This window comes from Sphingomonas glacialis, assembly GCF_014653575.1.
Classification (GTDB): domain Bacteria; phylum Pseudomonadota; class Alphaproteobacteria; order Sphingomonadales; family Sphingomonadaceae; genus Sphingomonas; species Sphingomonas glacialis.
The window spans coordinates 1,106,748-1,130,534 of record NZ_BNAQ01000001.1 but is presented as its reverse complement, the minus strand read 5'-3'; the positions used below and the strand labels follow the sequence as shown (position 1 = coordinate 1,130,534).

The following is a 23,787-nucleotide window of genomic DNA, read 5'->3' as shown; positions in this document are numbered from 1 at the left end:
GCGATGATGTGCGTGAAAGCCCGCCCGATACGGCGTTGCGCCGCGAAAGACCAGCCTGTCGCACCATGAAGGCCCTTGATGAAGGCCCTTGCCGGGAACCCGCAAAGGCATAGGCTGTTGATTCTGGATCAAGTCGCTCGCTTGCCGAGTCGTACGTCGGAGTTTCTTGCTGGGGTCAATGCGATGCGCCGAAAGTCTCTGCAGAGCTGTTGTGTCACGATCCTGCTTTCGGGCGCAGTGCCGGGCGTTGCCAGTGCGGCCGACTTCGAATCGCACATCGTTTCGCTCGAGGATCCGGCGAGTACGCAAGGCCCCGCCGCTCTGCGCGGCACGACCGCTCATGCTCTCGTATCGATGTCCCCGCATATCGAAACGGGTGACCAGCCTGCGGTTTCCTACGATCTGCGGCTGGCGCGGGGCTATCAGGCGAACGCGGTGACGACGCTCAAACAGTCTCTGCGCGCGCGCGGCACCGGCATGAAGGACGCCTATGCGCATGGCGATCGTGGACTGCGGGTGTCGGTCGGATCGAGCTATCATATGCGGTACCGCGCTTCGGATGTCGGGCCGGGCGCCGCGGCAGGCACGGCCGCGCTGATGCGGCTCCCGGTCGGCGCGGTAAATTTGCGCGACGGCTATGAGAATTACGCGCCGGTCGCGATGCTTGGCTATGACGCCGCGGTCAGCGGGCGGATGAAGGTCGGGATCGAGGGTGGCATGATGGTCGGCCGCTCGACCGCGATGTACGCCGACGAGACGGTCCCGGGCCTGCGCGAGGAGAGCCATAGCGCGCGCAATCCGGTGGCGGATCTGGTGATGACCTACGCGTTTTGAACGCGGAGACCCCGCATGCGTCACCCCGGCCTCGTGCCGGGGTCTACCGTGCCGCGTGTGCTGAGGCGGCAGGATGCGCATCCCGGTGGACCCCGGGACAAGCCCGGGGTGACTGTTTAGGAGTTTCGAAGGGGATGGTCGGTCGGCTTAACGCCGCTTACCAGCGATAGTTGAAGCTGATGCTCACGCGTTCGGTCTTCGCGGTGCCAGGCGCGACCTCGTGGCGCAGCCAGCTTTCCCACAGCAATACGCTGCCCGCCTGCGGCTCGACATAGACGAAGGTCTTGAGCGCCTCGGCGACATCGGCGCGGCGGCGCGGGGCGGCCATCATCATCGGTAGCCGTGGATCCTCGAACTTGATCGCGCCCGCGCCCGGCGGGACGGCGATGTAGACCGTTCCCGAGATCACGCTGTGCGGGTGGATATGCCCCGAATGCGTGCCGCCAGGCTTCATCACATTGACCCACAAGCTGTCGAGCTTGAGCTTGCCGCCGTCGAGTTCGAAGCCACAGTCCTCTGCGAAGGCGGCGACATGCTTGTTGAGCAGCTTCACCAGGTCGGCGAACGCCGGGTCGCGCATCGGCAGGTCGTTGAGCGAGGCGTAGGAGGTGTAGCCGCGATAGCCATGCGCCTTCGACCAGCTCCGTCCGGCGCGATCATCCTCGGCGAGCGCGTGGCACGAGCGTTCGAGATCGGCGACCAGCGCCGCGTTCTTGAGCTTCGCCTCGTAGAGCGGGGTGGCGAACAGGCTGCGGGTCGAGGCATTCTTCATGCTGCGCCCTATCCTCCAGTGCGACGCCGTTGCCAAGGTGTCGGATGCACGTCTAGATTTCGCGCGTGACCTTTGCAGATCTCGTCGCGCCGCTCGACAGCGCCGTCTTCCAGTCGAGCTATTGGGGCGTGCAGCCCGTGCATATTCCCGCGCCGCCGGGCGGGCGGGACGCTCTGCTCGATTGGGCGCGCTTTGCCGAACTGCTCGGGGTCGGCGCGCACTGGACCGCGTCGAACCTCAAGCTGATCCTCAACAGCCGACCGATCGTCCCCGATTTCTACCTCGACGGCGATGCGACCATGCCGATCGAGGCGCGGCGGGTCGATCCGGCACGAGTCGACGTGTTCCTCGGCATGGGCGCCAGTCTGGTCGCCAACGATATCGAACGCATCGCGCCCGAAATCCGAGACTGGACGCAAATGCTGGGCGAGCAGTTCGCCGCGCTGACCAACGCGAACGTCTATTGCTCGTTCAAGGGCGTCCAGGCGTTCGCCACGCATTTTGACGTGCACGACGTGTTCGCGGTGCAGTGCGAGGGCGAGAAGGTGTGGCGGGTCTATCAGAACCGCGCCGACGCGCCGCTCGTCGCGCCGCACGGTGGCGAAGAGGTGCAGCGCCAGATCGACGCGGCGCGCGGGCCGTTGCTCGCCGAGGTGCGGATGCGGCCGGGCGACGTGCTGTATCTGCCGCGCGGCTGTTACCATGATGCCTTGGCGCAGGACGGCGCGTCGCTGCACGTCACCTTCGCGGTCGCGCCGTTGACGGGCATGACGCTGCTGCGCGTGCTCGAGACCGAGGCGCGGCGCGATCCGCAGTTCCGCGCGTATCTCGAGGATGCGCGGGTCGATGCGGGCCAGCCGCTCGGGGCGCAGTTGCACGCGCTGGCGACGCGGCTCGGCGAACTCGCCGCCAGTCCGCTGGTGCGTGATGCGGTGATCGACGCGCAGCGCGCGCGGATTCGGCCCATCCATGCCTTCACGCTGCCGCAGCGTCCCGCGCTCGAGTCCTATGCGCGGACGCAACGGCCAGCACGGATCGATTGGCGCGATAGCGGGATGGTCCTGCTCACGCAGAGCGGTGCGCATCCGCTCGGGACGTTCGGCGCGGTGGCGGAATATGCGCTGTCGCGGCCGGCCTTGTCGGCACAGGAATTGCGCGCGCGGTTCGCGCACGTGCCGGTGGCCGAGCATCAGGCGCTGATCGCCCTGCTGGTGCGCGAACGGCTGTTCGAACGCTACACGCCCGAGATGTGACAGCGCGGCGGGCGTTCAGCCCGCGAGGCGCACTGCGACGTCGCTCATGAATCGCCCGTCGTCGCCGCTGGCGAGCCACGGCGACTCGGCCGCGACCGCGCCGAGCATGTCGGCGAGCGGATCCATTTCGGCCTTCGCGTAATTGCCGAGCACGTACGGGCTGACTTTGTCTTTATGGCCGGGGTGGCCGATCCCGAGGCGGACGCGGCGGAAGGCGTTGCCGATATGCGCTTCGGTCGAGCGCAGGCCGTTGTGGCCAGCGGTGCCGCCGCCGGTCTTCACCTTGACGCGGAACGGGTCGAGGTCGAGCTCGTCGTGGAAGACGGTGACGTCGCCCTCGCCAAGCTTATAGAAGCGCATCGCCTCGCCGACGCTGCGACCGCTTTCGTTCATGAAGGTGGCGGGTTTCAGGAGCAGGATCTTTTGCGCGCCGATGCGGCCTTCCTGGGTCCAGCCCTGGAACGCCTTCTTGACCGCGCCGAAGCCGTGCATCTCGGCGATCGTGTCGAGCACCATGAAGCCGACATTGTGCCGGTTGAGCGCATATTGCGCGCCGGGATTGCCGAGACCAACCCAGATTTGCACGGCGAATGCCTACCTTTTCAAACGAACGGGGCAGCGAAAGCGTCTGCTTCCGCTGCCCCGATTGTGCGCATCCCGCAAGGTGACAGCGGCTGCTTACTCGGCCTTGTCGCCTTCGGCTTCGGCTTCAGCTTCGGCGGCTTCAGCTTCTGCTTCAGCCGACTGAGCTTCGGCAACGGCAGCCTCGAGCTCTTCGTCCTCGACGGTCGGGACCGTCGGCGGAACGATCGTCGCGATCGCGAAGTCGCGGTCGGCGATCGCCGGCGTCACGCCCTTGGGCAGCTTGACGTCCGAGATGTGGATCGAGGCACCGACGTCGAGACCTGCCAGCGAGATCGTGATCTCGGTGGGGATGTCGGCCGCGTCGCAGACCAGCTCGAGCTCGTGGCGCGTGATGTTGAGCACGCCGCCAGCCTTGGCGATACCGGGGGCATCGTCCTCGTCAGCGAACACGATCGGCACTTGCACGTGCACGGTGGTGTGCGCGCCGATGCGCAGGAAGTCGACATGCGTCGGACGATCGGTGACGGCGTCGAACGAGACGTCCTTCGGCAGGGTGCGGATCTGCTGGCCACCGGCGTCGACCATGACGACCGAATTCATGAAGTGACCCGTCATGAGGAGACGCATCAGCGCCTTTTCCTCGACGTGGATCGAGAGGGGTTCTTGCTTGTTGCCGTAGATCACGGCGGGGACGCGGCCTTCGCGACGAAGCAAACGGGAGGCTCCCTTGCCAACCTGTTCGCGCGTCTCGGCTGCGAGCTCCAATTGGTCGCTCATTGCATTACTCCGAAATACGGTTGTGGTGTTTCCGGCCAAGCCTCCAGGGATGACCCTGGCCGAAGCGCGGCGCTATAGGGGAGGCGGGGCTTAAGTGCAAGACGACGGTTCGGCGCTTCCGCCCCACACGTCACCCCAGCGAAAGCTGGGGTCTCCCGGAAGGCGCGCACCCGAAGAACCACGAGACCCCAGCTTGCGCTGGGGTGACGGGTGGAGGGTGAGCCTTCGCACGATATCGCCCGCCCGTTATCCTATTCGACCCGCTCGACCTTCAGTCCCCGCGCCTGCAGCATCGCAACGACCGACCCCGGCCCTACCAGATGCCCCGCGCCAACCGCGACGAACACCCGCCCCGGCCGCGCCAGCCGACGCACGATCGCGCTCGCCCAGCGGGCGTTGCGATCGGTCACCAGCGCCGCCCCCATCGCCGGATCGCGCTGTAACGGCGCGACATCGGCGGCGAGCCCCGCCGCATCGCCGTCCTTCCACGCGGTGCGCAGGGCGGCATCGCCCTTCGCCGCCGAAAGGGCGTCGCGCGCTGCAGCGATCAGCAGCGTCCGCTGCGACTCGGCGGGGAGGCGGTCGAACAGCCGCAATTGCCCCTCGCGGCTCTCCAGCGCACCGATCGCCTTGCCGGCGAATGCCCGCGTCAGCACCGCCTCGACGCCGTTGGCGGCGCCGGAGTCGGAGAGATGTCCGGCCCCGGCGGTGATCGTCAGCGCCGCCGCCCAGGTCTTCAACCGATCAAGCGTTTCCGGCGATTGCCCCGCGACCGCCATGCCACGCGCGAGCGTCGCGCGATCGGCCGCCGCCACCCGGTCTAGCACCGGCGGCAAACCCGGTTGCTCGGCCAGCGCCAGGAACTGCGCGCGCGCTGCGGCGTCGTCGCCGGGCGGCACTTCGAGGATCAGCGTGTCCGCCGCCGCGATCGCGCCCGCCACCGTGGGCGTCTGCCAGGCGACGCGGGGCGGCAGCGCGTGGATCGATCCGAACAGCCAGATCGTCGTATCGCGGTCCGCCACGCGCCATAGTGCCGGATGCGCGGGCGTTTCGGGCGCCTTCGCGCACGCGGCGAGCGCCAGGGCAAGTCCGATCGCAAGACCTGCGCGGATCAATAGCGGATCCGCGTCGCGACGATGCGATGCTTGGCGAGCTGCGCCTGGACGCTATCCTTGCCCGCGAGGTGCCCAGCGCCGACCGCGATGAACACCGTCCCCGGCGTCTTCATCCGCGAATCGATCCAGTCGGCCCAGCGCGCGTTGCGATCGACCAGCAGCACCTTGTAGAGATTCTTCTGCCCGGTCAGATCCTCGTTCATCAGCTTGCTCAAGCCCTCAGCGTCGCCGGCTTTCCATTTGTCGACCATTGCGTTGATCGTGGTGTCGAACTTGTCCAGGTCCTTCACGCTTTCGAGCAGGAAGGCGATCTGGTCGGCCTGTGGCAGATCGTGAAAATAGCCGAGCTGCTGTTCGAGCGTCTCGAGCCCGGTGACTGGCTTGCCCGCGGCCTTGGCGGCGGCGTCGAGCGCCATCTCGGCACCGTCGGCGGCGCTGTAGCCCGCCTTTTGCAGCGAGATTTGCGACATCGTCACCGCGGCGAACCACGGCTCGAAGCGATCGAGCGCGGCGGCGGGAACGCCGAGCTTGGCGAGCGCGGCGGCGTAGGCGGCGCGGCTCTTTTCGGGGAGCTTCTGCGTCAGCGTGGGGCCGGTCGGGTCCATCGCGAGAGGTCCGATCACCTTCTGCGCCTGCTCGGGCGTGGGCAACGGGATTTCGAGCACGAGCTGCCCGCTCGCGTCGAACGCCTTGCGCACCGCCGAATCGAACCAGCTGAGGTTCGGCTTGAGCGCATGGACCGTGCCGAACAAATAGATCGTCGTATCCTTGTCCTTCACCACCCAGAGCGCGGGGTCGGCGGGAACGGTGGCGACGGGCGCGGGCGCCGCCGGGGCAGGGGCAGGAGCTTGGGGCGCGGTGTTGGCGGCGAGCAGCAGTGCGGCGAGCGTGATCACCGTCTGCCCGAAATCGAGCGTCTTCATGGTTCGATCCTTCTTAAAGGTGTGGCGAGGTCAGCGCAGCTTGCGCCAGGCATAAGCGAGGCCGGTCGAGACCAGCACCGCGAGATACAGCGTCATCGCATCTGGGGCGGGGACGAGGCCGCCCTTCCAGAGGATCAGCCAGACGGGATAGGCCATCAGCAGCACGTTGGCGCCCATCGTCGCGGCCCAGTAATTGTCGAGCCGCTGGAGCTCGTCGATCGTGCGGTAATAGACGAGGCTGCCTGCCGTCACCGCGCCGATCAGCAGCGCCGCGGCAAGGATTGCGAACCACGCCGGCAGCGAGCCGCCGGTGGTTAGCGTCGCCTCGTGCGGCTCGATCAGCGCGGCAGTGAAACCGACCGCACCGCCGAGCACGCTGAGCACGGCGAAGGTGATGAACGTGCGGCGCGAGCGCGCGCGATCGGCGGCTTCGCCGGGGCCGATGTCATTCTGCGGCATGGCTATCTTCGGTCTGGTCATCGAAAATCTCCTCGATCGGCATTTCGAACAGGCGCGCCAGCTTGAACGCGAGCGGCAGCGACGGATCGTATTTGCCGGTTTCAATCGCGTTGACCGCCTGCCGCGATACGCCGAGCCGGCCGCCGAGCTCGGCCTGGCTCCAGTCGCGTTCGGCGCGCAGCACCTTCAAGCGGTTCTTCATATTGGTTTCCATCGGAGCCGCATCGTCAAGCGAGCGGCGAAGTCGGGCTTGCTGGATGATCGTACATCGGTCCCTCCATCATGCGACACTGACACTCTGTCAGCTGTCCTTGACTAAATGACAGTGAGTCGTGTCCATGTCAAGAAGCCCTTACAAAAGGTCAGTGCAGGCTGACCGGGGGCAGCAAAGCCCAACCCCTGGTTGAAATTCCCGTCGCCCTGCGCCAAAGCCCCCCCCGTGACCGACATCGTGACCGACAGACCCCTCAGCTTCCAGGGCATGATCCTCAAGCTCCACGAATACTGGAGCCAGCATGGCTGCCTCATCCTCCAGGCCTATGACATGGAGATGGGGGCGGGGACGTTCCACACCGCCACGACGCTGCGCGCGCTCGGCCCCAAGCCGTGGAACGCCGCCTTCGTCCAGCCGTGCCGCCGCCCCACCGACGGCCGCTATGGCGAGAACCCCAACCGGCTGCAGCATTACTATCAGTATCAGGTGATCCTGAAGCCGAGCCCGTCGAACCTGCAGGAGCTGTATCTCGGCAGCCTCGCGGCGATCGGCATCGACCCGCTGGTCCACGACATCCGCTTCGTCGAGGACGATTGGGAAAGTCCGACGCTCGGCGCGTGGGGCTTGGGCTGGGAAGTGTGGTGCGACGGGATGGAAGTCACCCAGTTCACCTATTTCCAGCAGATGGGCGGCTTCGACATGAAGCCCGTCGCGGGCGAGCTCACCTACGGGTTGGAGCGGCTCGCGATGTACGTGCAGAATGTCGACAACGTCTACGACCTGGCGTTCAACGATGCCGGCGTGACCTACGGCGAGGTGTTCCACGAGAATGAGGTCGAGATGTCGACCTGGAACTTCGAGGTCGCCGACACCGACAGCCTGTTCGACCAGTTCCGCAAGCATGTCGCCGAGTGCGAGAACAGCCTCGCCGCCAAGTTGCCGATCCCGGCCTACGAGCAAGCGATCAAGGCGAGCCACGTGTTCAACCTGCTCCAGGCGCGCGGGGTGATCTCGGTCGCCGAGCGCCAGGCCTATATGGGCCGCGTGCGCGATCTCGCGAAGGGCAGCTGCCAGGCGTGGATGGACAAGAATGCGGAGGGCTGGAAGGCCGAATATCCCGCGTGGAGTGCCGCGTGATGCTCGGCGCCGCAGGCACTCTGCCTCTTCCTTCGTCTCTCCGCGTCTCCGCGTCTCCGCGAGAACCAAATTTCTTGTTCACGCGGAGACGCGGAGACGCGGAGAAGAAGAGTTTCTTCGCGTCTTCGCGCCTGCGCGTTTCGATCGCTGACGGGGTGCGCGCATGACGGACTTTCTGCTGGAGCTGCGCTCCGAGGAAATCCCCGCGCGTATGCAGGACCGCGCGCGTGAGGATCTCGCCAAGCTCTTCACCGCCGAGCTCGCCAAGGCTGGCCTCCAGCCCGGCGCGCTGCAGACCTACGCCACCCCGCGCCGCCTGGTGCTGATCGCGCGCGATCTCCCCGCGCAGACCGCTGCCGTGTCGGAAGAGACCAAGGGCCCCAAGACCAGCGCGCCGCCGCAAGCGCTCGAAGGCTTCCTGCGCAAGACCGGCCTGACGCGCGAGCAGCTCGTCGAGCGCGACGGCATCCTGTTCGCGGTGATCGACAAGCCCGGCCGCGCCACCGCCGACGTGCTGGCAGCAGCGATCCCCGCGATCGTCCGCGCCTTCCCCTGGCCCAAGGCGATGCGTTGGGGGGCTGCCTCGACCACGATGGAATCGCTGCGCTGGGTTCGCCCGCTGCAGGGGATCGTCGCCTTGTTCGGCGACGGCGTGATCGACTGCGAGATCGCCGGCATCACCAGCGGTGCCGCGACCGTCGGGCATCGCTTCCACCATCCGCACGTCATCACGATCGGCAGTGCGAACGACTATGTCGAGAAACTCCGCGCCTGCCATGTGATCGTCGACCAGGCCGAACGCCGCCAGATCATCGCGCTCGGCGCGACGATGGCCGCGCGCAAGGCCGGGCTCGAGCTGGTGCAGGACGAGGGGCTGCTGAGCGAGAATGCTGGCCTCACCGAATGGCCGGTGCCGCTGCTCGGCCGCTTCGACGAGGCGTTCCTCGAGGTCCCGCCCGAGGTGATTCAGCTGACGGCGCGCGTGAACCAGAAGTATTTCGTGTGCCGCTCGGCCGACGGCGCCTTGGCGAACGCGTTCATCTGCACCGCCAATATCGACGCGGCCGATGGCGGCGCGAAGATCGTCGAGGGCAACCGCAAGGTGCTCGCGGCACGGCTGTCCGACGCGAAATTCTTCTACGAGACCGATCTCAAGGTGCCGCTCGAAGAGCAGGCGGCCAAGCTCGACCGGATCGTGTTCCACGAGAAGCTCGGCACGGTCGCCGACAAGGTCGACCGTGTCGCCAAGCTGGCGCGCTGGCTGGTGGAGGAGGGGATCGTCACCTCTTCTGCTCCCCTCCCGCTCGCGGGAGGGGCTGCGGGAGGGCCTGTTCCACTCGCCGACGCCGCCAGTGCTGACGGCCCCTCCCCTAACCCCTCCCGCAAGCGGGAGGGGGACCTGTCGCGCGCGGAACTGGCCGACCTCGCCGAGCGCGCCGCGCGCCTGTGCAAGGCCGATCTCGTCACCGGCATGGTCGGCGAATTCCCCGAGCTGCAGGGCTTGATGGGCGGCTATTACGCTGCCGCGCAAGGCGAGCACCCCGCCGTCGCCGCGGCGATCCGCGATCACTACAAGCCGGTCGGGCAGGGCGATGACGTCCCGACCGATCCGGTGACGGTGGCGGTGAGCTTGGCGGACAAGCTGGATACGATTTCTAAGTTTTTTGAAATAGGCGAATTGCCTACTGGTTCGAAGGACCCGTTTGCGCTCCGCCGAGCAGCGCTTGGCATTGCTCGCCTCATTCAGCAGAACCAAATTCGGATACAGTTGAGACCAATCTTGGCGGGCCAGGTCATGATTGGGGATGCTTCACCCGACATGCACGAGATTGTTCGCATAAGCTTTTGGTCGCAAACATGGGCTGAGATTCAACATGCCTATGCGTGGGGCCAGCCTCACAACGCGTATCCTGAACCGCTAGAAAGTCTTCCGGTAACGGTCGATGCGCTCCTCGACTTTTTCGCAGACCGCCTCAAAGTCCAGCAACGCGAAGCCGGCGTCCGGCATGACCTGATAGACGCGGTGTTCGCGCTCGGCGGCGAGGACGATCTCGTCCGCCTGCTCGCGCGCGTGCGGGCGTTGCAGGGGTTTGTCGGGACCGAGGATGGGGCGAACCTGCTCGCCGGGTACAAGCGCGCGGCGAATATCCTGAAGAAGGAGGGCTTCGGCACGTCCGCCCCGGCCGTCACCCCAGCGAAAGCTGGGGTCTCCGCGGCGGGCGCGCACCCGGAGAACCACGAGACCCCAGCGTTCGCTGGGGTGACGGTTGAAGAGAGCGCGGGTTCGCACACTGCACCGTCCTACACGCCAGAACCTGCCGAAACCGCACTCGCCACGGCGCTCGACGCGGCCGAACCGGCAGCCTCCGCAGCGATCGCGCGCGAGGATTTCGAAGCCGCGATGGCCGCGCTCGCGACGCTGCGCGCCCCGATCGACGCGTTCTTCGAAAGCGTCATCGTCAACGACCCCGAACCCGCCAAGCGCACGGCGCGGCTCGGGCTGCTTGATCGCGTTCGTGCTGCGGTGCACAACGTGGCCGACTTCTCGAAGATCGAGGGCTAGCCCCCGCGATGATGTGATCATACCGCGACTTTTGCCGACGCCTCCCCAGCGAAAACCCAGGCACTGAGTAGGGAATATCCATGACGTACGTATATCGGTTCGGCGGCGGCGTTTCGGACGGCGGCAAGGGCGATCGCAACCTGCTGGGGGGCAAGGGCGCGAACTTGGCCGAGATGGCGTCGATCGGCCTGCCGGTGCCGCCGGGCTTCACCATCTCGACCGATTTCTGCGCGGTCTATTACGACGAAGGCGGGCAGTTTCCGCAAGGCCTGCGCGACGAAGTCGCCACCGGGATCGCGCATATCGAGGGCGTGACGGGCAAGCGCTTCGGCAATGCCGCCGATCCGCTGCTCGTCTCGGTCCGCTCGGGCGCGCGCGCCTCGATGCCGGGCATGATGGACACCGTGCTCAACCTCGGCCTCAACGACCAGACCGTCGAGGGCCTCGCCACGACGAGCGGCGACGCGCGCTTCGCGTGGGACAGCTATCGCCGCTTCATCCAGATGTATTCGGACGTCGTGCTCGAGCTCGACCATGACGCGTTCGAGGAAGCGCTCGAAATCGCCAAGGAAGACCGCGGCTACTTCCTCGACACCGACCTCACCGCCGACGATCTGCGCACGCTGGTCGCCGAATATAAGGCGCTCGTTGAAAAGCAGTGGGGCAAGCCCTTCCCGCAGGACGTCCACGATCAGCTGTGGGGCGCCGTTGGCGCGGTGTTCGGCTCGTGGCAGTCCGAGCGCGCCAAGGTCTATCGCCGCCTGAACGACATCCCGGCATCGTGGGGCACCGCGGTCAACATCCAGGCGATGGTGTTCGGCAACATGGGCGACACCTCAGCAACGGGCGTCGCCTTCACGCGCGACCCCGCCAAGGGTGACCGCGCGTATTACGGCGAATTCCTGATCAACGCGCAGGGCGAGGACGTCGTCGCCGGCATCCGCACCCCGCAATACCTCACCACCGCGGCGCGTGAGGCGGCGGGTGCCAAGCCGCTGTCGATGGAAGAAGCGATGCCGGTGGTGTTCGCCGAGCTCGCCAAGGTGTTCGACCTGCTCGAGACGCATTACCGCGACATGCAGGACATCGAATTCACCGTGCAGCAGGGCAAGCTGTGGATGCTCCAGACGCGCTCGGGCAAGCGCACCGCCAAGGCCGCGCTCAAGATCGCGGTCGACATGGCCGAGGAAGGGCTGATCACGCGCGAGGAAGCCGTCCAGCGGATCGATCCTGCCGCGCTCGACCAGTTGCTCCACCCGACGCTCGACCCCAAGGCGCCGCGCGACGTGCTGACCAAGGGCCTGCCCGCATCGCCCGGCGCGGCATCGGGGCAAGCGGTGTTCGACAGCGACACCGCCGAGAAGCGCGCGAATGCTGGCGACTCGGTGATCCTGATCCGCACGGAGACCTCGCCTGAGGACATTCACGGCATGCACGCGGCGCGCGGCATCCTGACCGCGCGCGGCGGGATGACGAGCCACGCCGCCGTCGTCGCGCGCGGCATGGGGCGGCCGTGCGTTTCGGGCGCTGGCTCGATCTCGATCGACGCCAAGGCCGGCGTGATGAAGGTCGGCGACCGGACGATCCGCGAGGGCGATCTCGTCACGATCGACGGCACCACCGGCGAAGTGATGGCGGGCGAAGTGCCGACCGTGCAACCCGAACTGTCGGGCGACTTCGCCGCATTGATGGTGTGGGCCGACGGCGTGCGCCGCCTGAAAGTCCGCGCCAATGCCGAGACCCCGCTCGACGCCAAGGTCGCGCGCGAGTTCGGTGCCGAGGGCATTGGTCTGTGCCGCACCGAGCACATGTTCTTCGATGCGCAACGCATCACCGACGTGCGCCAGATGATCCTCGCCGAGGACGAAGCCGGCCGCCGCACCGCGCTCGACAAGCTGCTGCCCGCACAGCGCAGCGATTTCGTCCAGCTGTTCGAGGTGATGGCGGGCCTGCCCGTCACGATCCGCTTGCTCGATCCGCCGCTCCACGAATTCCTGCCGCACCAGGAAGCCGAATTCGCCGAGGTCGCGCGCTCGGCGGGGATCGATATCGACGTGCTCAAGCGTCGCGCTGCCGAGCTCCACGAGTTCAACCCGATGCTCGGCCATCGCGGCTGCCGCCTCGGCGTGACCTATCCTGAAATCTACGAGATGCAGGCGCGCGCGATCTTCGAGGCGGCGATCGAGGTCGCGGTCAAATCGGGCGCGGCACCGATCCCCGAGGTGATGATCCCGCTCGTCGGCACCGCGCGCGAGCTCGAGCTGATGAAGGCCGTGGTCGACAAGGCGGCGGAGGCCGTGTTCGCCGACAAGGGGCAACGCATCGAATATCTCGTCGGCACGATGATCGAGCTGCCGCGTGCCTGCCTGATGGCGGGTGAGATTGCCGAGATCGGCGAGTTCTTCTCGTTCGGCACCAACGATCTGACGCAGACCACTTTGGGCGTCAGCCGCGACGACGCCGCGCGCTTCCTCACCACCTATGTCGAGCGCGGCATCTACGCGCGCGACCCGTTCGTCTCGCTCGACGTCGAGGGCGTCGGGCAGCTGATCGGGATGGCGGCAGAGCGCGGTCGCGCGGCGCGCCCCGGCATCAAGCTCGGCATCTGCGGCGAGCATGGCGGTGACCCGGCGAGCATCGCGTTCTGCGAGGCGACCGGGCTCGACTACGTCTCGGCCTCGCCGTACCGCGTGCCGATCGCGCGGCTGGCAGCGGCGCAGGCGGCGCTGGCAAAACAGGGCTGAGCGGGCTCGGCCGCACCGCGTTGCGCGCCATGCTCCCGAAACCCTCCTCCGCATAGCGGGGGAGGGGCGCCGCCAGCCTTCTTCAGGCTGACGGTGGAGGCGGTACCTCACGCGCCTGCAGTGCGCCCGTTTCGACGTGTTCCCCCGGCGCATCCGCCGATCCGGCGCGAAGCGCCGCAGCCTGCGCGCGCCATTCGTCGCGCGCCATCAGCCCTGCGGGCAACGCGAGCCGCTGCTCGAGCGCGATCTCGTCGGCGGCCGAGAGCTTCTCGATATCCTCGAACCGCACCAAGCCGAGGCTGAACAGTCGCGTCGCAAGCAACGCGTCGATCCCGCGGATCCGCGTCAGATCCTCGCGCCCTGGGCGCGGATCGACTCTGGCGTGGGGGATGCCGTTGTCCGCTTTGACAACAGGCTCGTGGGGCGGCGCAACCGCCGCCGGCACGACCTCTGGTGCAACATCGTGCTTCGCGCCGCTCCGCAGCCGCGCGATCGCCTGCTCGGCGTCGGCATGGTCGGCGCGGAGCGACGCGAGTTCGTCCTTCAGGTCGGTCGCGCGCTGCTGTGCCGCGCGGAGCTTGTCCTCGGCATCGCGGTGATAGGCCGCGTAGCTGTCGGCCTGCGCCCGCGCGCGCCGCTTCCATTTGGCGGCATTCGGTGCGCTGGCAAACCCGATCAGCCACCCGCTCAACAGCACGATCGTCAATACGACGAACTGCTCCGATGTAGTAAACAGCATGGCCTGATCCCTCGACAGAACGTCGCGGGATAAAATGCCGGTAACCGCGTCGTGCGGCAAGGGCGCTTGCCGGCACCCCTGCCGCCGCGGTCGTCAGTGGTTGAACGCGTCGGAGATCGAGCAGGCCGCCGGGCCGAGAATGACGACGAACAGCGTCGGCAGGATGAACAGGATCAGCGGGATCGTCATGATCGCGGGGAGGCGAGCGGCCTTTTCCTCGGCGCGCATCATGCGTTCGTTGCGGAACTCGCCCGACAGCACGCGAAGCGCAGACGCCAGCGGCGTGCCGTATTTCTCGGTCTGGATCATCGTCGTGACGACGCCCTTGACCGCGTCGAGCTTGACGCGCTGGGCGAGGTTCTCGAACGCCTGGCGCCGTTCCGACAGGAAGCCGAGTTCGATCGCGGTGAGGGTGAATTCGTCGCCCAGTTCGGGATAGGCGCGGCCGAGTTCGCGCGCGACGCGGTTGAACGCGGCGTCGACGGTGAGTCCCGCTTCGGCACAGATCACCAGCAAGTCGAGCGCGTCGGGCAAGCCCTTCTGGATCGCCTGGGAGCGTTTGGTGACGAGATTGTTGAGGTAGATATCGGGCGCCTTGTACGACAGCACGAAGTTCATCGCGACCAGCGCGTACGCCTTCCACGGCGTCCAGCCGGCGAACATCTCGGTGCCGTACACGACATAGACGCCGAACACGCCCCAGGTGAGCGGCAGCATCAGCCGGCCGAAGATCACCGCGACGGCATATTCCTTCGAGCGGATGCCGGCCTGCATCAGCTTGACTTGCGCCGCCTTGACCTGGCTGTCCTGAAGCACCTTGAGGCCCGACAGCAGCGCCTTGATCCGGTCGGTCGTCTCGTTCTTGGTGACGAGCTTGGCGCGGCGCTTGGTCGAGGCGGTAATGCCCGCCTTCAACTGCTCGCGCCGGTCGTTGAGCGCCTTGACGCGCTTGGTCATCGGGTCGCGCGCAGTGGTCGCGGCATAGACCGCGAGCAGCACCATGAACGCCGCGATGCCGGCGAGGAAGGTCGCGACGGTGAAGACGTTGACGCCAAGGATGACGGGGCCAGCGGGATGATCGAGTGGGGTCATCGCATCAGATCTCGAAATTGACCATGCGGCTCATGATGAACGCGCCAAGCCCCATCCAGAGAAGCCCTCCGCCGCCGACGACCATCAGCCGCTGGTCGACGAAAAAGTTCTGCATGTAGCTGCCGTTGATCATCCAGATCATCCCGAACACGATGAACGGCAGCGATCCGACGATATAGGCCGACGCCTTCGACTCGGACGACATCGCCTTGATCTTCAACTTCATCTGACTGCGCATGCGCAGCACATTGGCGAGGTTGGCGAGCGTTTCGGCTAGATTGCCGCCCGTTTCGCGCTGGATCGCGATGGTGATGACGAAGAACTGGAATTCGGGCGTGCCGAGCCGGTCGGCGGTTTCCTGCAGCGCGGCGTCCATCGTCCGGCCGATCTTCATCTTGTCGGTGATGCTCTTGAACTCGACGCCGACCGGACCGTCGACCTCGGCGCCGACGACCGCGATCGTCTCGGTGATCGGCAGGCCCGAGCGCAGGCCGCGCACGAGCAGCTCGATCGCATCGGGAAACTTGCTGGTGAATTGCGCGATGCGGCGCTTGATGAAGAAGCCGACGACCATGTGCGGCACGCCACCCCCGATCACGACGCCGAGCAGCAGCCCGAGCAGCACCGGCAACCCGATGATCGACAGCAGGATCGTCACGCCCATCACGATGCCGATCGTCGCCATGCCGTATTGGCCGACGGTCCAGGTCTTGCCCGTCATCGCCAGCCGCTTCTTGAGCAGGGCAGGGCGGGGCAGGAAGCGCGCCGCAGCAGCATCCATCTTGGTGCCTTGCAGCGACGAGATGCGGCGCATCTGGGCGTCGACCAGCGTATTGGCCGAATCGCCGTGACGCGCGCGCATCGCCGCGACACGCCGCGTTCGAGCGCGTTCGGGCGAGGGGCCGGCAAAGGCGAACGCGACCAGCATCAGCATGATCAGCGCGCCGCCACCCAGCGAAAGAATGGGCATCAAGTCCATGAGCCTATCAAGCGCTCCGCTTCGTTACGACGGCGTTTACGGCGCCCCCAAAAACTGACCCAAAAACCGACATCGGCGTGGCTTCACGCCTTCTTCTTGCGCGACACCAGCGCCTTGAAGTCGAATTTGCCGACGAGCGAAGTGCCCTTGGCGGCAGGTTTCTTCTTGCCGCCGGTATCGATCGACTCGGCCGAATCGCCGACCGCCATCAATTTGGTCGCGAGGTCGATGATCGGCAGGATCGTCTTCGAACCCTTGCCCGCCTCGGCAAACGGCTTGCCGAGCTTGGCGGACTGCGCCGCGAGCTTTTGATCGAACACGATGCTGAAATCGATCTTGCGCTCGATCGACCCCTCGAAGTCCTTGCGGCTGATCTCGAGCTGCGCGACCGGCTGGACGCGGTTGGCGACGACCACGACTTGCGTCTGCGGCGCGTTGGACTTCATCCACGATAGCAGCCGGATCGTGTCGCGGGCGGCCGCCAGCGTCAGTTCGGTGACGATCACCGCGACTTGAATGTCCGAGATCAAGTGCGGATGCTGGACCAGCATGGTGCGCGGCAGATCGACCACGGTGCATTCGAACGCGGCGCGCATTTCCTCCTGCAACTGATAGAAGGCCGATCCGTCGGTCATCAGCGGCGAATTGATCGGCGCCTCGGCCGACAGCACCGACAGCCGCTCGCTCGATTTGACCATCGCGCGTTCGATGAACAGGCCGTCGATACGGCTGGGATTCTCGATCGCGTCGGTCAGGCCGCGGCCGGGCTCGAGATCGAGCGACAGCGCGCCGGTGCCGAAATGCACGTCGAGATCGAGCAACGCCGTGGTCCGCGCGCCCTTTTCGCTCAGCACCCAGGCGACCGAGGTCGCCAGGCTCGACGCGCCGACGCCGCCGCGCGCGCCGATAAACGCGGTCGAGATATGCGGACGCTCGGTCCCCGCCTCGACCGCTTTCGGCGCGTTGAGGATCGCCTGCGCGTTGGTGAAGGCCTCGCGCAGCATGTCGGGGTTGAGCGGCTTGAGCAGATAATCCTGGATCCCGCTGACGACGAGATCGCGATAGAGCCGGACGTCGTTGACCTGGCCCGCCGCGATCACGACGGTGCCGGGCTCGCACACTTCGGCGAGCGCATTGATGTCGTTGAGCGGGTCGCCGCTTTCGGAGAGATCGACGAACAGGATCTGCGGCGAGGCCGAGACCGAGAGCGATTGCACCGCGTTGCGCAGGCCGCCCTTGTTCACCTTTTCGGGCGCCCAGCCCATTTCGGTGACGATCGGCCGTAGCGTCTCGGCGGTGGTCTCGTCGCAGACATAAGCGGAGAAGGGATCGCGAAGACCCATCCGGCCGGGATTGAACGGTGCGTTCATTATTTGCCTCCGGCGCTTTCGGCCTTGATGGTGGTGCCGCCGGCGCCGCTCGGCGGGGCCTTGCGGAAGCTGTCGATCGCCTTTGCCGAAGCGGACTGATCGGCGACGCCGTTGCCCGTCTGGCCGAGCACGAGATCGGCTGGGTTGGCGATCATCGCAGCGAGCGTCGCGTTGCTCGCACAGCCATGATTCGAGGACGTGTTCGCCTCGAAATCGGTCGAGCTATCACGGCTGAAATCGGGGCAACCGGGCACGCTCGCCTTCATCCGCGTCACCACCACACGGACGGTGCCCGCGGTGATCGGCGCGTTGGTGACGGGCGCGTCGTCCGAGACGAGCAAGCCGTAATGCGCCACCTGGCGCGCCACCGCCTCGCGCACGCCAGCGCCGTAGGGGTTGGGATCGTCGATCGCGACTCGGTCGCCATAGCCGACGCGGAGCGAGGCCATCCAGCCGGCGAGACGCTGTTCTTCGCCGGGGGCTAGGTCACCGCCGCTGGTCGCGACGTCGAGTGCATAGTCGCTGCGGCTGACGACCGGCTGGTGGACCGATTCGAGCCCGCGATTCTGCGTGCCGGCGCATGCGCCGACGAGCAACGCGGGGGCGAGGGTGGTCGCGATCAAGAGACTGCGCTTGAACATGATCATGTTCCTCCGGCCTTAGTTGCTGAAACCGGGCGCGACATTGGCGCCCCTTTTGGGCTTGCCCGCGGGTGCGGGAAGAGCGGGCAGCGGTGCGCTGTCGCGATCACCCGGTGCCGAAGGCGCGCGCTGCGGCACTTGCAGCGCGGCCTGGAAGGCGGGCTGCAGCGGGTCGCGCGGGGCCATTGTCGGCTTGGGACGATCGCCGCCGGTGGTGCCGCTTCCCAACTGCCCCATGAACACGCGGCCGAGATCGGTCGGCGCCTTGTAGCCATCGGTCGGCAGGACGATGTCGGCGGCGTTGACCGGCTTGACCAGATACGGCGTGATCACGATCACCAGCTCGGTCTCGTTGCGCTGGAACGCGTTCGAGCGGAACAGCGCGCCGACGACGGGCATGTCGCCGAGCGCCGGCGCCTTGTCGATCGAGTTGTTGTGGTTGTTCGACAACAGCCCGGCGATCATCATGCTCTGGCCCGAGCCGAGCTCGACCGTCGTTTCGGCGCGGCGCGTCGTCAGCGCGGGGATGCTGACGCCCGACAGCGTGACCGCGCCTTGCGACGACAGCTGCGACACTTCGGGGCGAACGTGGAGCGAGATGCGCCCGTCGGAGAGCACCGTCGGCGTGTAGGACAGGCTGACGCCATATTGCTTGTAGTCGACCGACACCGCGCCGAGCCCCTGCGAGATCGGGATCGGGAATTCGCCGCCGGCCAGGAACGAGCCGGTCTCGCCCGAGATCACGGTGATGTTCGGATTGGCGAGCGTCGAGACTTGCCCGTCGCGTTCGCCCAGATCGAGCGAAGCGAGCAGATCCATGCCGAACGCGCGGCCCGCAATCCCGAGCGCAGTGCCCATGCCGGTCGCGGCCGGGAAGGCGAATTGCGTCTGGCCGGGCTTCAGGCCGCTCGCGATCAGCGTCGGATCGCCGGGCACGCCAGGGACGGTCGTGATGGATGCGGCGCGGCCTTGATTGAGGTTGAAGATCGCGCCGCTGCCGATCTGGCGGTTGGCGAGATTGACGCCGATATTCTTGACGAAGCTGCGGCTGACTTCGGCGATCCGCACTTGCAGATTGACTTGCAGCGGAGTCGCCGCGCGCAGCCGGTTGATCACGCCGATCTTGAGCCCGGTCTCGGCCCCTGGCACGACGCCGGGGTTGAGCAGGCCGCTCACCAGCCGCTGTGCCTGGGCGCTGTCCTCGGGCGAGGCGACGGTGCCGGTCAGCACCGCGATCTGGCCGACCGTGGTGACGCGGATGTCGCTGTCGGGCATGGCGAGCTTCACCATGCGGTCGATCGAGGTCAGGTTCTGGCTGACGCGGATGTTGGCGGCGTAGATCACAGCACCGCTCGCGCTCGTCGCGAAGATCGTCGACTCGCCGAAATCCTTGCCGAACAGATGGATCTGGTGCGGGTTGCTGACATAGACGTCGGCGACACCCGGGTTCGAGATCCACACGTCGCTGACGCTGGCGGGCAGATTGATCAACTCGCCCTGGCCGGTCGACAGCGTAACCTCGTTGGTCGGGCGGACGGTGCCCGTGGGGGCCGATCCGATATGCGTCACGGCGTGGCTGGCCGGGCGGGCGGGCGAGCCTCGCCGCGGTGGCTTGCCGCCTGCGGCGAGGAGCGGAGCGGGTGCGCTGGCGACCAGCGCTGTCAGGACCGTCGCCGAAACGGCGCGGTGCAGGAAGCCGAGGTTGCGCATCACTTCTTCCCCTCAACGGCGACATCGGTCACCGCATTGCCGCGAACGATATGGACCATCGGCCCGGCGCGTACCGCACCCCCCCCGGGAAAACCGCCGCTTGGAGCGACCATGCCAGGGGCCCCTGGAGCGCCGGCCTGGGCTACTTTTCCCGGAACCGAGCTGCGCTGGAAGCGCGAGACATCGGCACCCGTCGCCATCGTGCCGCCACCCGCCGAGGGCGAGGCCGCGATGCGCGTGAGCATCGCCTTTTCGGCCTTGGGGTCTTCGGGCATGGTGACGTTGCCGCTGGCGATCGCCTGTTCGAGATCGCTGTTGTTGTCGGCGATCGAGCGCAGCGACAGCGACAGCGAGCCGAGCGTCTGCGCGACGGCAATCTGTTCTGCGATCTTGGGCGTTGCCTCGATCGTCACGTTCGAGAACGTACGGACGACCGACTTGCCGTCTTCGCCGACGCCATTGTCGGTGCGCTGATCGGTGGCGAGCACGCGCAGGTTGCGCATGATCGTCTCGGCCGCCTTGAGCGGGGGACCATCACCGCCGCCGACGACGGCCTGCGTCAGTATCAGATCGATTCGGTCGCCCGGAAACACGAAGCCCGCGACGCTCGTCTGAGTCTGCACGGGTACGGTGACGGCGCGCATGCCAGGCCCGAGCGCTGCAGCGAGGAACCCGCGGTCGCCCGGCTTGACCAGCGCGCCTTGCGTCAGCGGCTGCCCGGCGGTGATCGCGTTGCGCACCACGGTGCCAAGCAGCGTACGCTGGTCAAAGCCGCCCTTCTTGATGAAATAGGCATTCTCGACGAGCTCCTTTGGCCAGGGCTGGAACTTCAGCGCGGTGGCATCGAGGATCGTGCCGACCGGCAGCGCCTTGGTCGCGACGAGCACTTCGGGCCCGTCGACCACTGGAGCGGCGACCACGGCATTGGCTTGCGGCGCCGAACTGCCGACGATCAGCGATCGCGCCATGAACGCGGTGATCGCAGCGACGATCAGCGCTCCCACCAGCAATAGGACCTTGCGACTATCCATCTCGAACCTTTCGAACGTGGGCAGTTGAGCCCGCGTTAAGCATTCACACCAAAGTGGTTAAAAAGCGGTTCACGAAGCGCGAACAAGGCGGCGATTGCGATCGCGACGCCATAGGGGATCTCGACCGGGGTGGTCCGACGCCGGAGACGATGCTCGATCATCACCACCGCGGTCAGCGCGCCGCCGACCAGCGACATCACGATCAGCATCCACACCAGCGGCACCAGCGGCAGCCACAAAGCGAGCGCACCGATCATCTTGACGTCGCCGCCGCCCATCCAGCCCAACTGGAATGTGGCGATGAACAGCGCGAACACGATCAACGCGAGCCCGAATTGCGCGGCCATGTCGGGCCACACCGCGAGCCCGCACGCCCACCAATAGAACGGCGCGAGCAGTGCGATCGCGGCGTTTTTCCAATTTGCGATCTCACGCGTGCGCGCGTCCTGGATCCCGGCCGAAACCAGGATCAGCGCCAATGTCGCCACCAACACGATCGAAAGAGTATCCCCACGCATGCGGGAAAGGCCTAGACGACAGGCCTTTCGAAACCGTAACCATGACCCATGGTTTCCCCCCAGCTGTATCGACGCGCGATTCCCGCCGCGGCGCGGATCACGCGCTGGACCGCGCCCGATGGCTGGGCGCTGCGCCGGTTCGACTGGCCAGCGAACGGGCCCGCGCGCGGGCGGATGCTGTTCCAGGGCGGGCGCGGCGACATCTTCGAAAAATATCTCGAGGCGTTCGCGCATTGGCAGGCGCAAGGCTGGTCGATCACCTCGTTCGACTGGCGCGGGCAGGGTGGCTCGGGCCGGCTGTCGCCCGATCCGCATGTCGGGCACGTCGACGATTTCCAGCTCTATATCGACGATTTCCGCGCGTTCTGGGCGGAATGGCGGGCCGAGCGTGCGGCTGGCACTGGCGGGCCGCATGTCGCGATCGGACATTCGATGGGCGGGCATTTGCTGCTGCGCGCGCTGGTCGAGGGTGCGGCGGAGCCCGATGCGGCGGTGCTGGTCGCGCCGATGCTGGGGCTACACAGCCCGCTCGGTGCGACGCTCGGCGAGCGCCTCGCGGTTCTGCTCGGCGGGATCGGCGATGCCGCGCGGCCGGCGTGGCGCGGCAATGAAAAGCCTGCGACGACCGAAACCCGCCAGGCGCTGCTGACGCACGATCAGGATCGCTACGAAGACGAGCTCTTCTGGCAGGCGAGCAAGCCAGATTTGCTGCTTGGCCCGCCGAGTTGGCGCTGGGTGATCGAGGCATTCCGCTCGACTCGACGGTTGCGCGCCGATTCGCGGTTGAAAACGCTCTCCGTGCCGCTGCTGTTCGTCGTGCCCGAGAACGACCAGCTCGTCGCGCCCAAGGCCGCTTACGGCGTCGCGGCAAAGCTGCCCGATGCGCAGATCGCGCGCTTCGGCGTGGAATCGGCGCACGAAATTCTCCGCGAGGTCGATGCGGTGCGCAATCGCGCGCTGGGCGCGATCGACGGCTTTCTGGCGGCGCGGGCGCCCGGGCCGCGCGCATGAAGCACTACGATGTCGCGATCGTCGGTGCGGGAATCGCGGGCGCGAGCCTTGCCGCCGCGATTGCGCCGTTCGTGTCGGTCGTGCTGCTCGAGGCCGAGGACGTGGCGGGCTATCACGCGACGGGGCGGTCGGCGGCGTTCTGGTCGGAAACCTATGGCGGCCCGGGGATCCAGCCGCTGACCACGGCGTCGGGGCCGGCGCTGCGGGCAGGTGGGTTCCTGCAGGATCTCGGGTCGCTCCATATCGGCCGCGCCGAGGATGCGCCCGCGATCGACGCGTTCCTCGCCGAATTCGCCGGGAGCGGCGTCGCGCTCGACCGAGTCGACCCGCACGCACTCGTTCTCGGCCTGCGTCCCGAATGGACGCTCGGCGTGCTCGAAGCGAGCAGCACGTACATCGACGTCGCCGCACTGCACGCCCATTATCTCGCCCAGGCCAAGCGCGCGGGTGCGACGCTGCTGGTCGCAGCACCGCTGCAAAGCGCCGAGCGGCGCAACGATTGCTGGGAAGTGCAGACCGGGGGCGGGCCGGTGAGCGCGCCGATCCTCGTCAACGCCGCGGGTGCCTGGGCCGATCAGGTCGCTGGGCGCGCCGGAGTCGCGCCGATCGGGATCACCGCGTACCGCCGCACCGTCGTGCAGCTCGCGACCGACCCGGCCGCACCCGAGACGTTGCCGCACATCGCCGACATTTCGGGAAGCTTCTACTTCAAGCCGGAAGCCGGCGGGCGGTTGTGGCTGAGCCCGCATGACGAGACCGAAGCGCTCCCCGGCGATGCCCAGCCCGAGGAACTCGACGTCGCGATCGCGATCGACCGGTTCGAGCATGTCGTCGACTGGACGATCACGCGCGTCGAGCGGCGCTGGGCGGGATTGCGCAGTTTCGCGCCCGATCGCTTGCCCGTTTATGGCTTCGCGGCCGAGTCGCCGGGCTTTTTCTGGTTTGCCGGGCAGGGCGGATTCGGCATCCAGACCGCGCCGGCCGCCGCCGCCCTGGCCGCTGCGCTGCTGCTCGGCAGGGAGCCCGATCCAAGCGTCGCGGGAATCGATCCCGCGCGATATGCTCCGGGTCGGTTCGTCGCGGTAGCGTAACGACCGAATTCGCGCTATGCCTGCGGCGCATCCGGGAGAGCGATGATGGCGCATAAGTTCGTGATCGAGCAGAACAAAGCCGGCGAGTACGTCGCCAAGTTCAAATACAATGCCGAGCTGATCTGGTGGACCGAAGGCTATTCGAGCAAGGCCGGCGCGAAGAACGCGATCGAGTCGGTGCTCAAGAACGGCCCGGGCGCGCCGGTCGAAGAGGCCTGAGGCCGAGGCC

At 66.9% G+C, this 23,787-nt stretch carries 23 protein-coding genes; 8 read left to right on the top strand and 15 right to left on the bottom strand.

The genetic code is table 11. From position 1 onward, the window contains the following. The first annotated feature begins 183 nt into the window (after nucleotides 1-183). Nucleotides 184-834: a hypothetical protein gene (locus IE187_RS05395; RefSeq protein WP_189675358.1), complete on the top strand. Its 651-nt coding sequence runs from the start codon at nucleotides 184-186 to the stop codon at nucleotides 832-834. A gap of 157 nt (nucleotides 835-991) precedes the next feature. Here the strand turns inward: IE187_RS05395 and IE187_RS05390 are convergent, their stop codons facing one another. Next, the gene (locus IE187_RS05390) at nucleotides 992-1,606 is read right to left on the bottom strand and encodes a TIGR02466 family protein (RefSeq protein ID WP_189675357.1); all 615 of its coding nucleotides are present in this window, start codon (nucleotides 1,604-1,606) and stop codon (nucleotides 992-994) included. Between the two features lie 65 nt (nucleotides 1,607-1,671). Between IE187_RS05390 and IE187_RS05385 the strand changes: the two genes are divergently transcribed. Next, nucleotides 1,672-2,859: a JmjC domain-containing protein gene (locus IE187_RS05385; RefSeq protein WP_189675356.1), complete on the top strand. Its 1,188-nt coding sequence runs from the start codon at nucleotides 1,672-1,674 to the stop codon at nucleotides 2,857-2,859. Nucleotides 2,860-2,874: 15 nt separating this feature from the next. Here IE187_RS05385 and pth read toward each other — a convergent pair whose 3' ends face one another. From pth to IE187_RS05355, 6 genes are all read right to left on the bottom strand, one after another. Then, nucleotides 2,875-3,444, bottom strand: coding sequence for an aminoacyl-tRNA hydrolase (gene pth, locus IE187_RS05380; RefSeq protein ID WP_189675355.1), 570 nt, complete (start codon nucleotides 3,442-3,444; stop codon nucleotides 2,875-2,877). A gap of 93 nt (nucleotides 3,445-3,537) precedes the next feature. After that, nucleotides 3,538-4,221 (bottom strand): 50S ribosomal protein L25/general stress protein Ctc, encoded by a 684-nt coding sequence (locus tag IE187_RS05375; RefSeq protein ID WP_189675354.1) that lies wholly within the window; start codon nucleotides 4,219-4,221, stop codon nucleotides 3,538-3,540. Between the two features lie 251 nt (nucleotides 4,222-4,472). Continuing rightward, nucleotides 4,473-5,336, bottom strand: coding sequence for a TraB/GumN family protein (locus tag IE187_RS05370; RefSeq protein WP_189675353.1), 864 nt, complete (start codon nucleotides 5,334-5,336; stop codon nucleotides 4,473-4,475). After that, on the bottom strand, nucleotides 5,333-6,259 hold the full coding sequence (locus IE187_RS05365) for a TraB/GumN family protein (protein ID WP_189675352.1): 927 nt from the start codon (nucleotides 6,257-6,259) through the stop codon (nucleotides 5,333-5,335). The genes IE187_RS05370 and IE187_RS05365 overlap by 4 nt, the downstream gene beginning before the upstream one ends. A gap of 30 nt (nucleotides 6,260-6,289) precedes the next feature. Continuing rightward, nucleotides 6,290-6,739 carry a hypothetical protein gene (locus IE187_RS05360; protein ID WP_189675351.1) on the bottom strand — a complete coding sequence of 150 codons (450 nt, stop codon included), beginning with the start codon at nucleotides 6,737-6,739 and terminating at the stop codon, nucleotides 6,290-6,292. Next, complete coding sequence (locus tag IE187_RS05355) at nucleotides 6,705-6,920, bottom strand: helix-turn-helix transcriptional regulator (RefSeq protein ID WP_133189689.1); 216 nt, start codon at nucleotides 6,918-6,920, stop codon at nucleotides 6,705-6,707. The genes IE187_RS05360 and IE187_RS05355 overlap by 35 nt, the downstream gene beginning before the upstream one ends. A gap of 279 nt (nucleotides 6,921-7,199) precedes the next feature. Between IE187_RS05355 and IE187_RS05350 the strand changes: the two genes are divergently transcribed. The 3 genes from IE187_RS05350 (at nucleotide 7,200) to ppdK (ending at nucleotide 13,376) form a co-directional block, all read left to right on the top strand. After that, nucleotides 7,200-8,069, top strand: a complete 870-nt coding sequence (locus tag IE187_RS05350) for a glycine--tRNA ligase subunit alpha (protein WP_133192043.1) — start codon at nucleotides 7,200-7,202, stop codon at nucleotides 8,067-8,069. 163 nt (nucleotides 8,070-8,232) lie between these two features. After that, the gene (gene glyS / locus IE187_RS05345; RefSeq protein WP_189675350.1) at nucleotides 8,233-10,632 is read left to right on the top strand and encodes a glycine--tRNA ligase subunit beta; all 2,400 of its coding nucleotides are present in this window, start codon (nucleotides 8,233-8,235) and stop codon (nucleotides 10,630-10,632) included. Between the two features lie 80 nt (nucleotides 10,633-10,712). Continuing rightward, nucleotides 10,713-13,376 carry a pyruvate, phosphate dikinase gene (ppdK, locus tag IE187_RS05340; RefSeq protein ID WP_189675349.1) on the top strand — a complete coding sequence of 888 codons (2,664 nt, stop codon included), beginning with the start codon at nucleotides 10,713-10,715 and terminating at the stop codon, nucleotides 13,374-13,376. Between the two features lie 82 nt (nucleotides 13,377-13,458). On the opposite strand, the gene IE187_RS05335 is transcribed toward ppdK, so the two are convergent. The 8 genes from IE187_RS05335 to IE187_RS05300 form a co-directional block, all read right to left on the bottom strand. After that, a complete protein-coding gene (locus IE187_RS05335) occupies nucleotides 13,459-14,115 on the bottom strand; it encodes a helix-hairpin-helix domain-containing protein (protein WP_189675348.1) in 657 nt (218 codons plus the stop codon). Nucleotides 14,116-14,208: 93 nt separating this feature from the next. Next, nucleotides 14,209-15,207: a type II secretion system F family protein gene (locus IE187_RS05330; protein WP_133189683.1), complete on the bottom strand. Its 999-nt coding sequence runs from the start codon at nucleotides 15,205-15,207 to the stop codon at nucleotides 14,209-14,211. Between the two features lie 4 nt (nucleotides 15,208-15,211). Continuing rightward, a complete protein-coding gene (locus IE187_RS05325) occupies nucleotides 15,212-16,186 on the bottom strand; it encodes a type II secretion system F family protein (protein WP_189675347.1) in 975 nt (324 codons plus the stop codon). 83 nt (nucleotides 16,187-16,269) lie between these two features. Further along, the gene (locus tag IE187_RS05320; protein ID WP_133189679.1) at nucleotides 16,270-17,556 is read right to left on the bottom strand and encodes a P-loop NTPase family protein; all 1,287 of its coding nucleotides are present in this window, start codon (nucleotides 17,554-17,556) and stop codon (nucleotides 16,270-16,272) included. Next, nucleotides 17,556-18,197 carry a CpaD family pilus assembly protein gene (locus IE187_RS05315; RefSeq protein WP_133189677.1) on the bottom strand — a complete coding sequence of 214 codons (642 nt, stop codon included), beginning with the start codon at nucleotides 18,195-18,197 and terminating at the stop codon, nucleotides 17,556-17,558. The genes IE187_RS05320 and IE187_RS05315 overlap by 1 nt, the downstream gene beginning before the upstream one ends. A gap of 18 nt (nucleotides 18,198-18,215) precedes the next feature. Then, entirely contained in the window at nucleotides 18,216-19,907 is a 1,692-nt protein-coding gene (locus IE187_RS05310) for a type II and III secretion system protein family protein (protein WP_189675346.1), read from the bottom strand. Then, nucleotides 19,907-20,938 carry a Flp pilus assembly protein CpaB gene (gene cpaB / locus IE187_RS05305; RefSeq protein WP_189675345.1) on the bottom strand — a complete coding sequence of 344 codons (1,032 nt, stop codon included), beginning with the start codon at nucleotides 20,936-20,938 and terminating at the stop codon, nucleotides 19,907-19,909. Before cpaB ends, IE187_RS05310 begins: the two co-directional genes overlap by 1 nt. Nucleotides 20,939-20,973: 35 nt before the next feature. Further along, the gene (locus IE187_RS05300) at nucleotides 20,974-21,456 is read right to left on the bottom strand and encodes an A24 family peptidase (protein WP_189675344.1); all 483 of its coding nucleotides are present in this window, start codon (nucleotides 21,454-21,456) and stop codon (nucleotides 20,974-20,976) included. A 48-nt stretch (nucleotides 21,457-21,504) separates the two neighbouring features. Between IE187_RS05300 and IE187_RS05295 the strand changes: the two genes are divergently transcribed. The 3 genes from IE187_RS05295 to IE187_RS05285 are packed head-to-tail and all read left to right on the top strand — an operon-like array spanning nucleotide 21,505 to nucleotide 23,777. Continuing rightward, entirely contained in the window at nucleotides 21,505-22,467 is a 963-nt protein-coding gene (locus IE187_RS05295; protein ID WP_189675343.1) for an alpha/beta fold hydrolase, read from the top strand. Next, complete coding sequence (locus IE187_RS05290; protein WP_189675342.1) at nucleotides 22,464-23,558, top strand: NAD(P)/FAD-dependent oxidoreductase; 1,095 nt, start codon at nucleotides 22,464-22,466, stop codon at nucleotides 23,556-23,558. The genes IE187_RS05295 and IE187_RS05290 overlap by 4 nt, the downstream gene beginning before the upstream one ends. 45 nt (nucleotides 23,559-23,603) lie before the next feature. Next, complete coding sequence (locus IE187_RS05285) at nucleotides 23,604-23,777, top strand: YegP family protein (protein ID WP_189675341.1); 174 nt, start codon at nucleotides 23,604-23,606, stop codon at nucleotides 23,775-23,777. Nucleotides 23,778-23,787 lie beyond the last annotated feature (10 nt).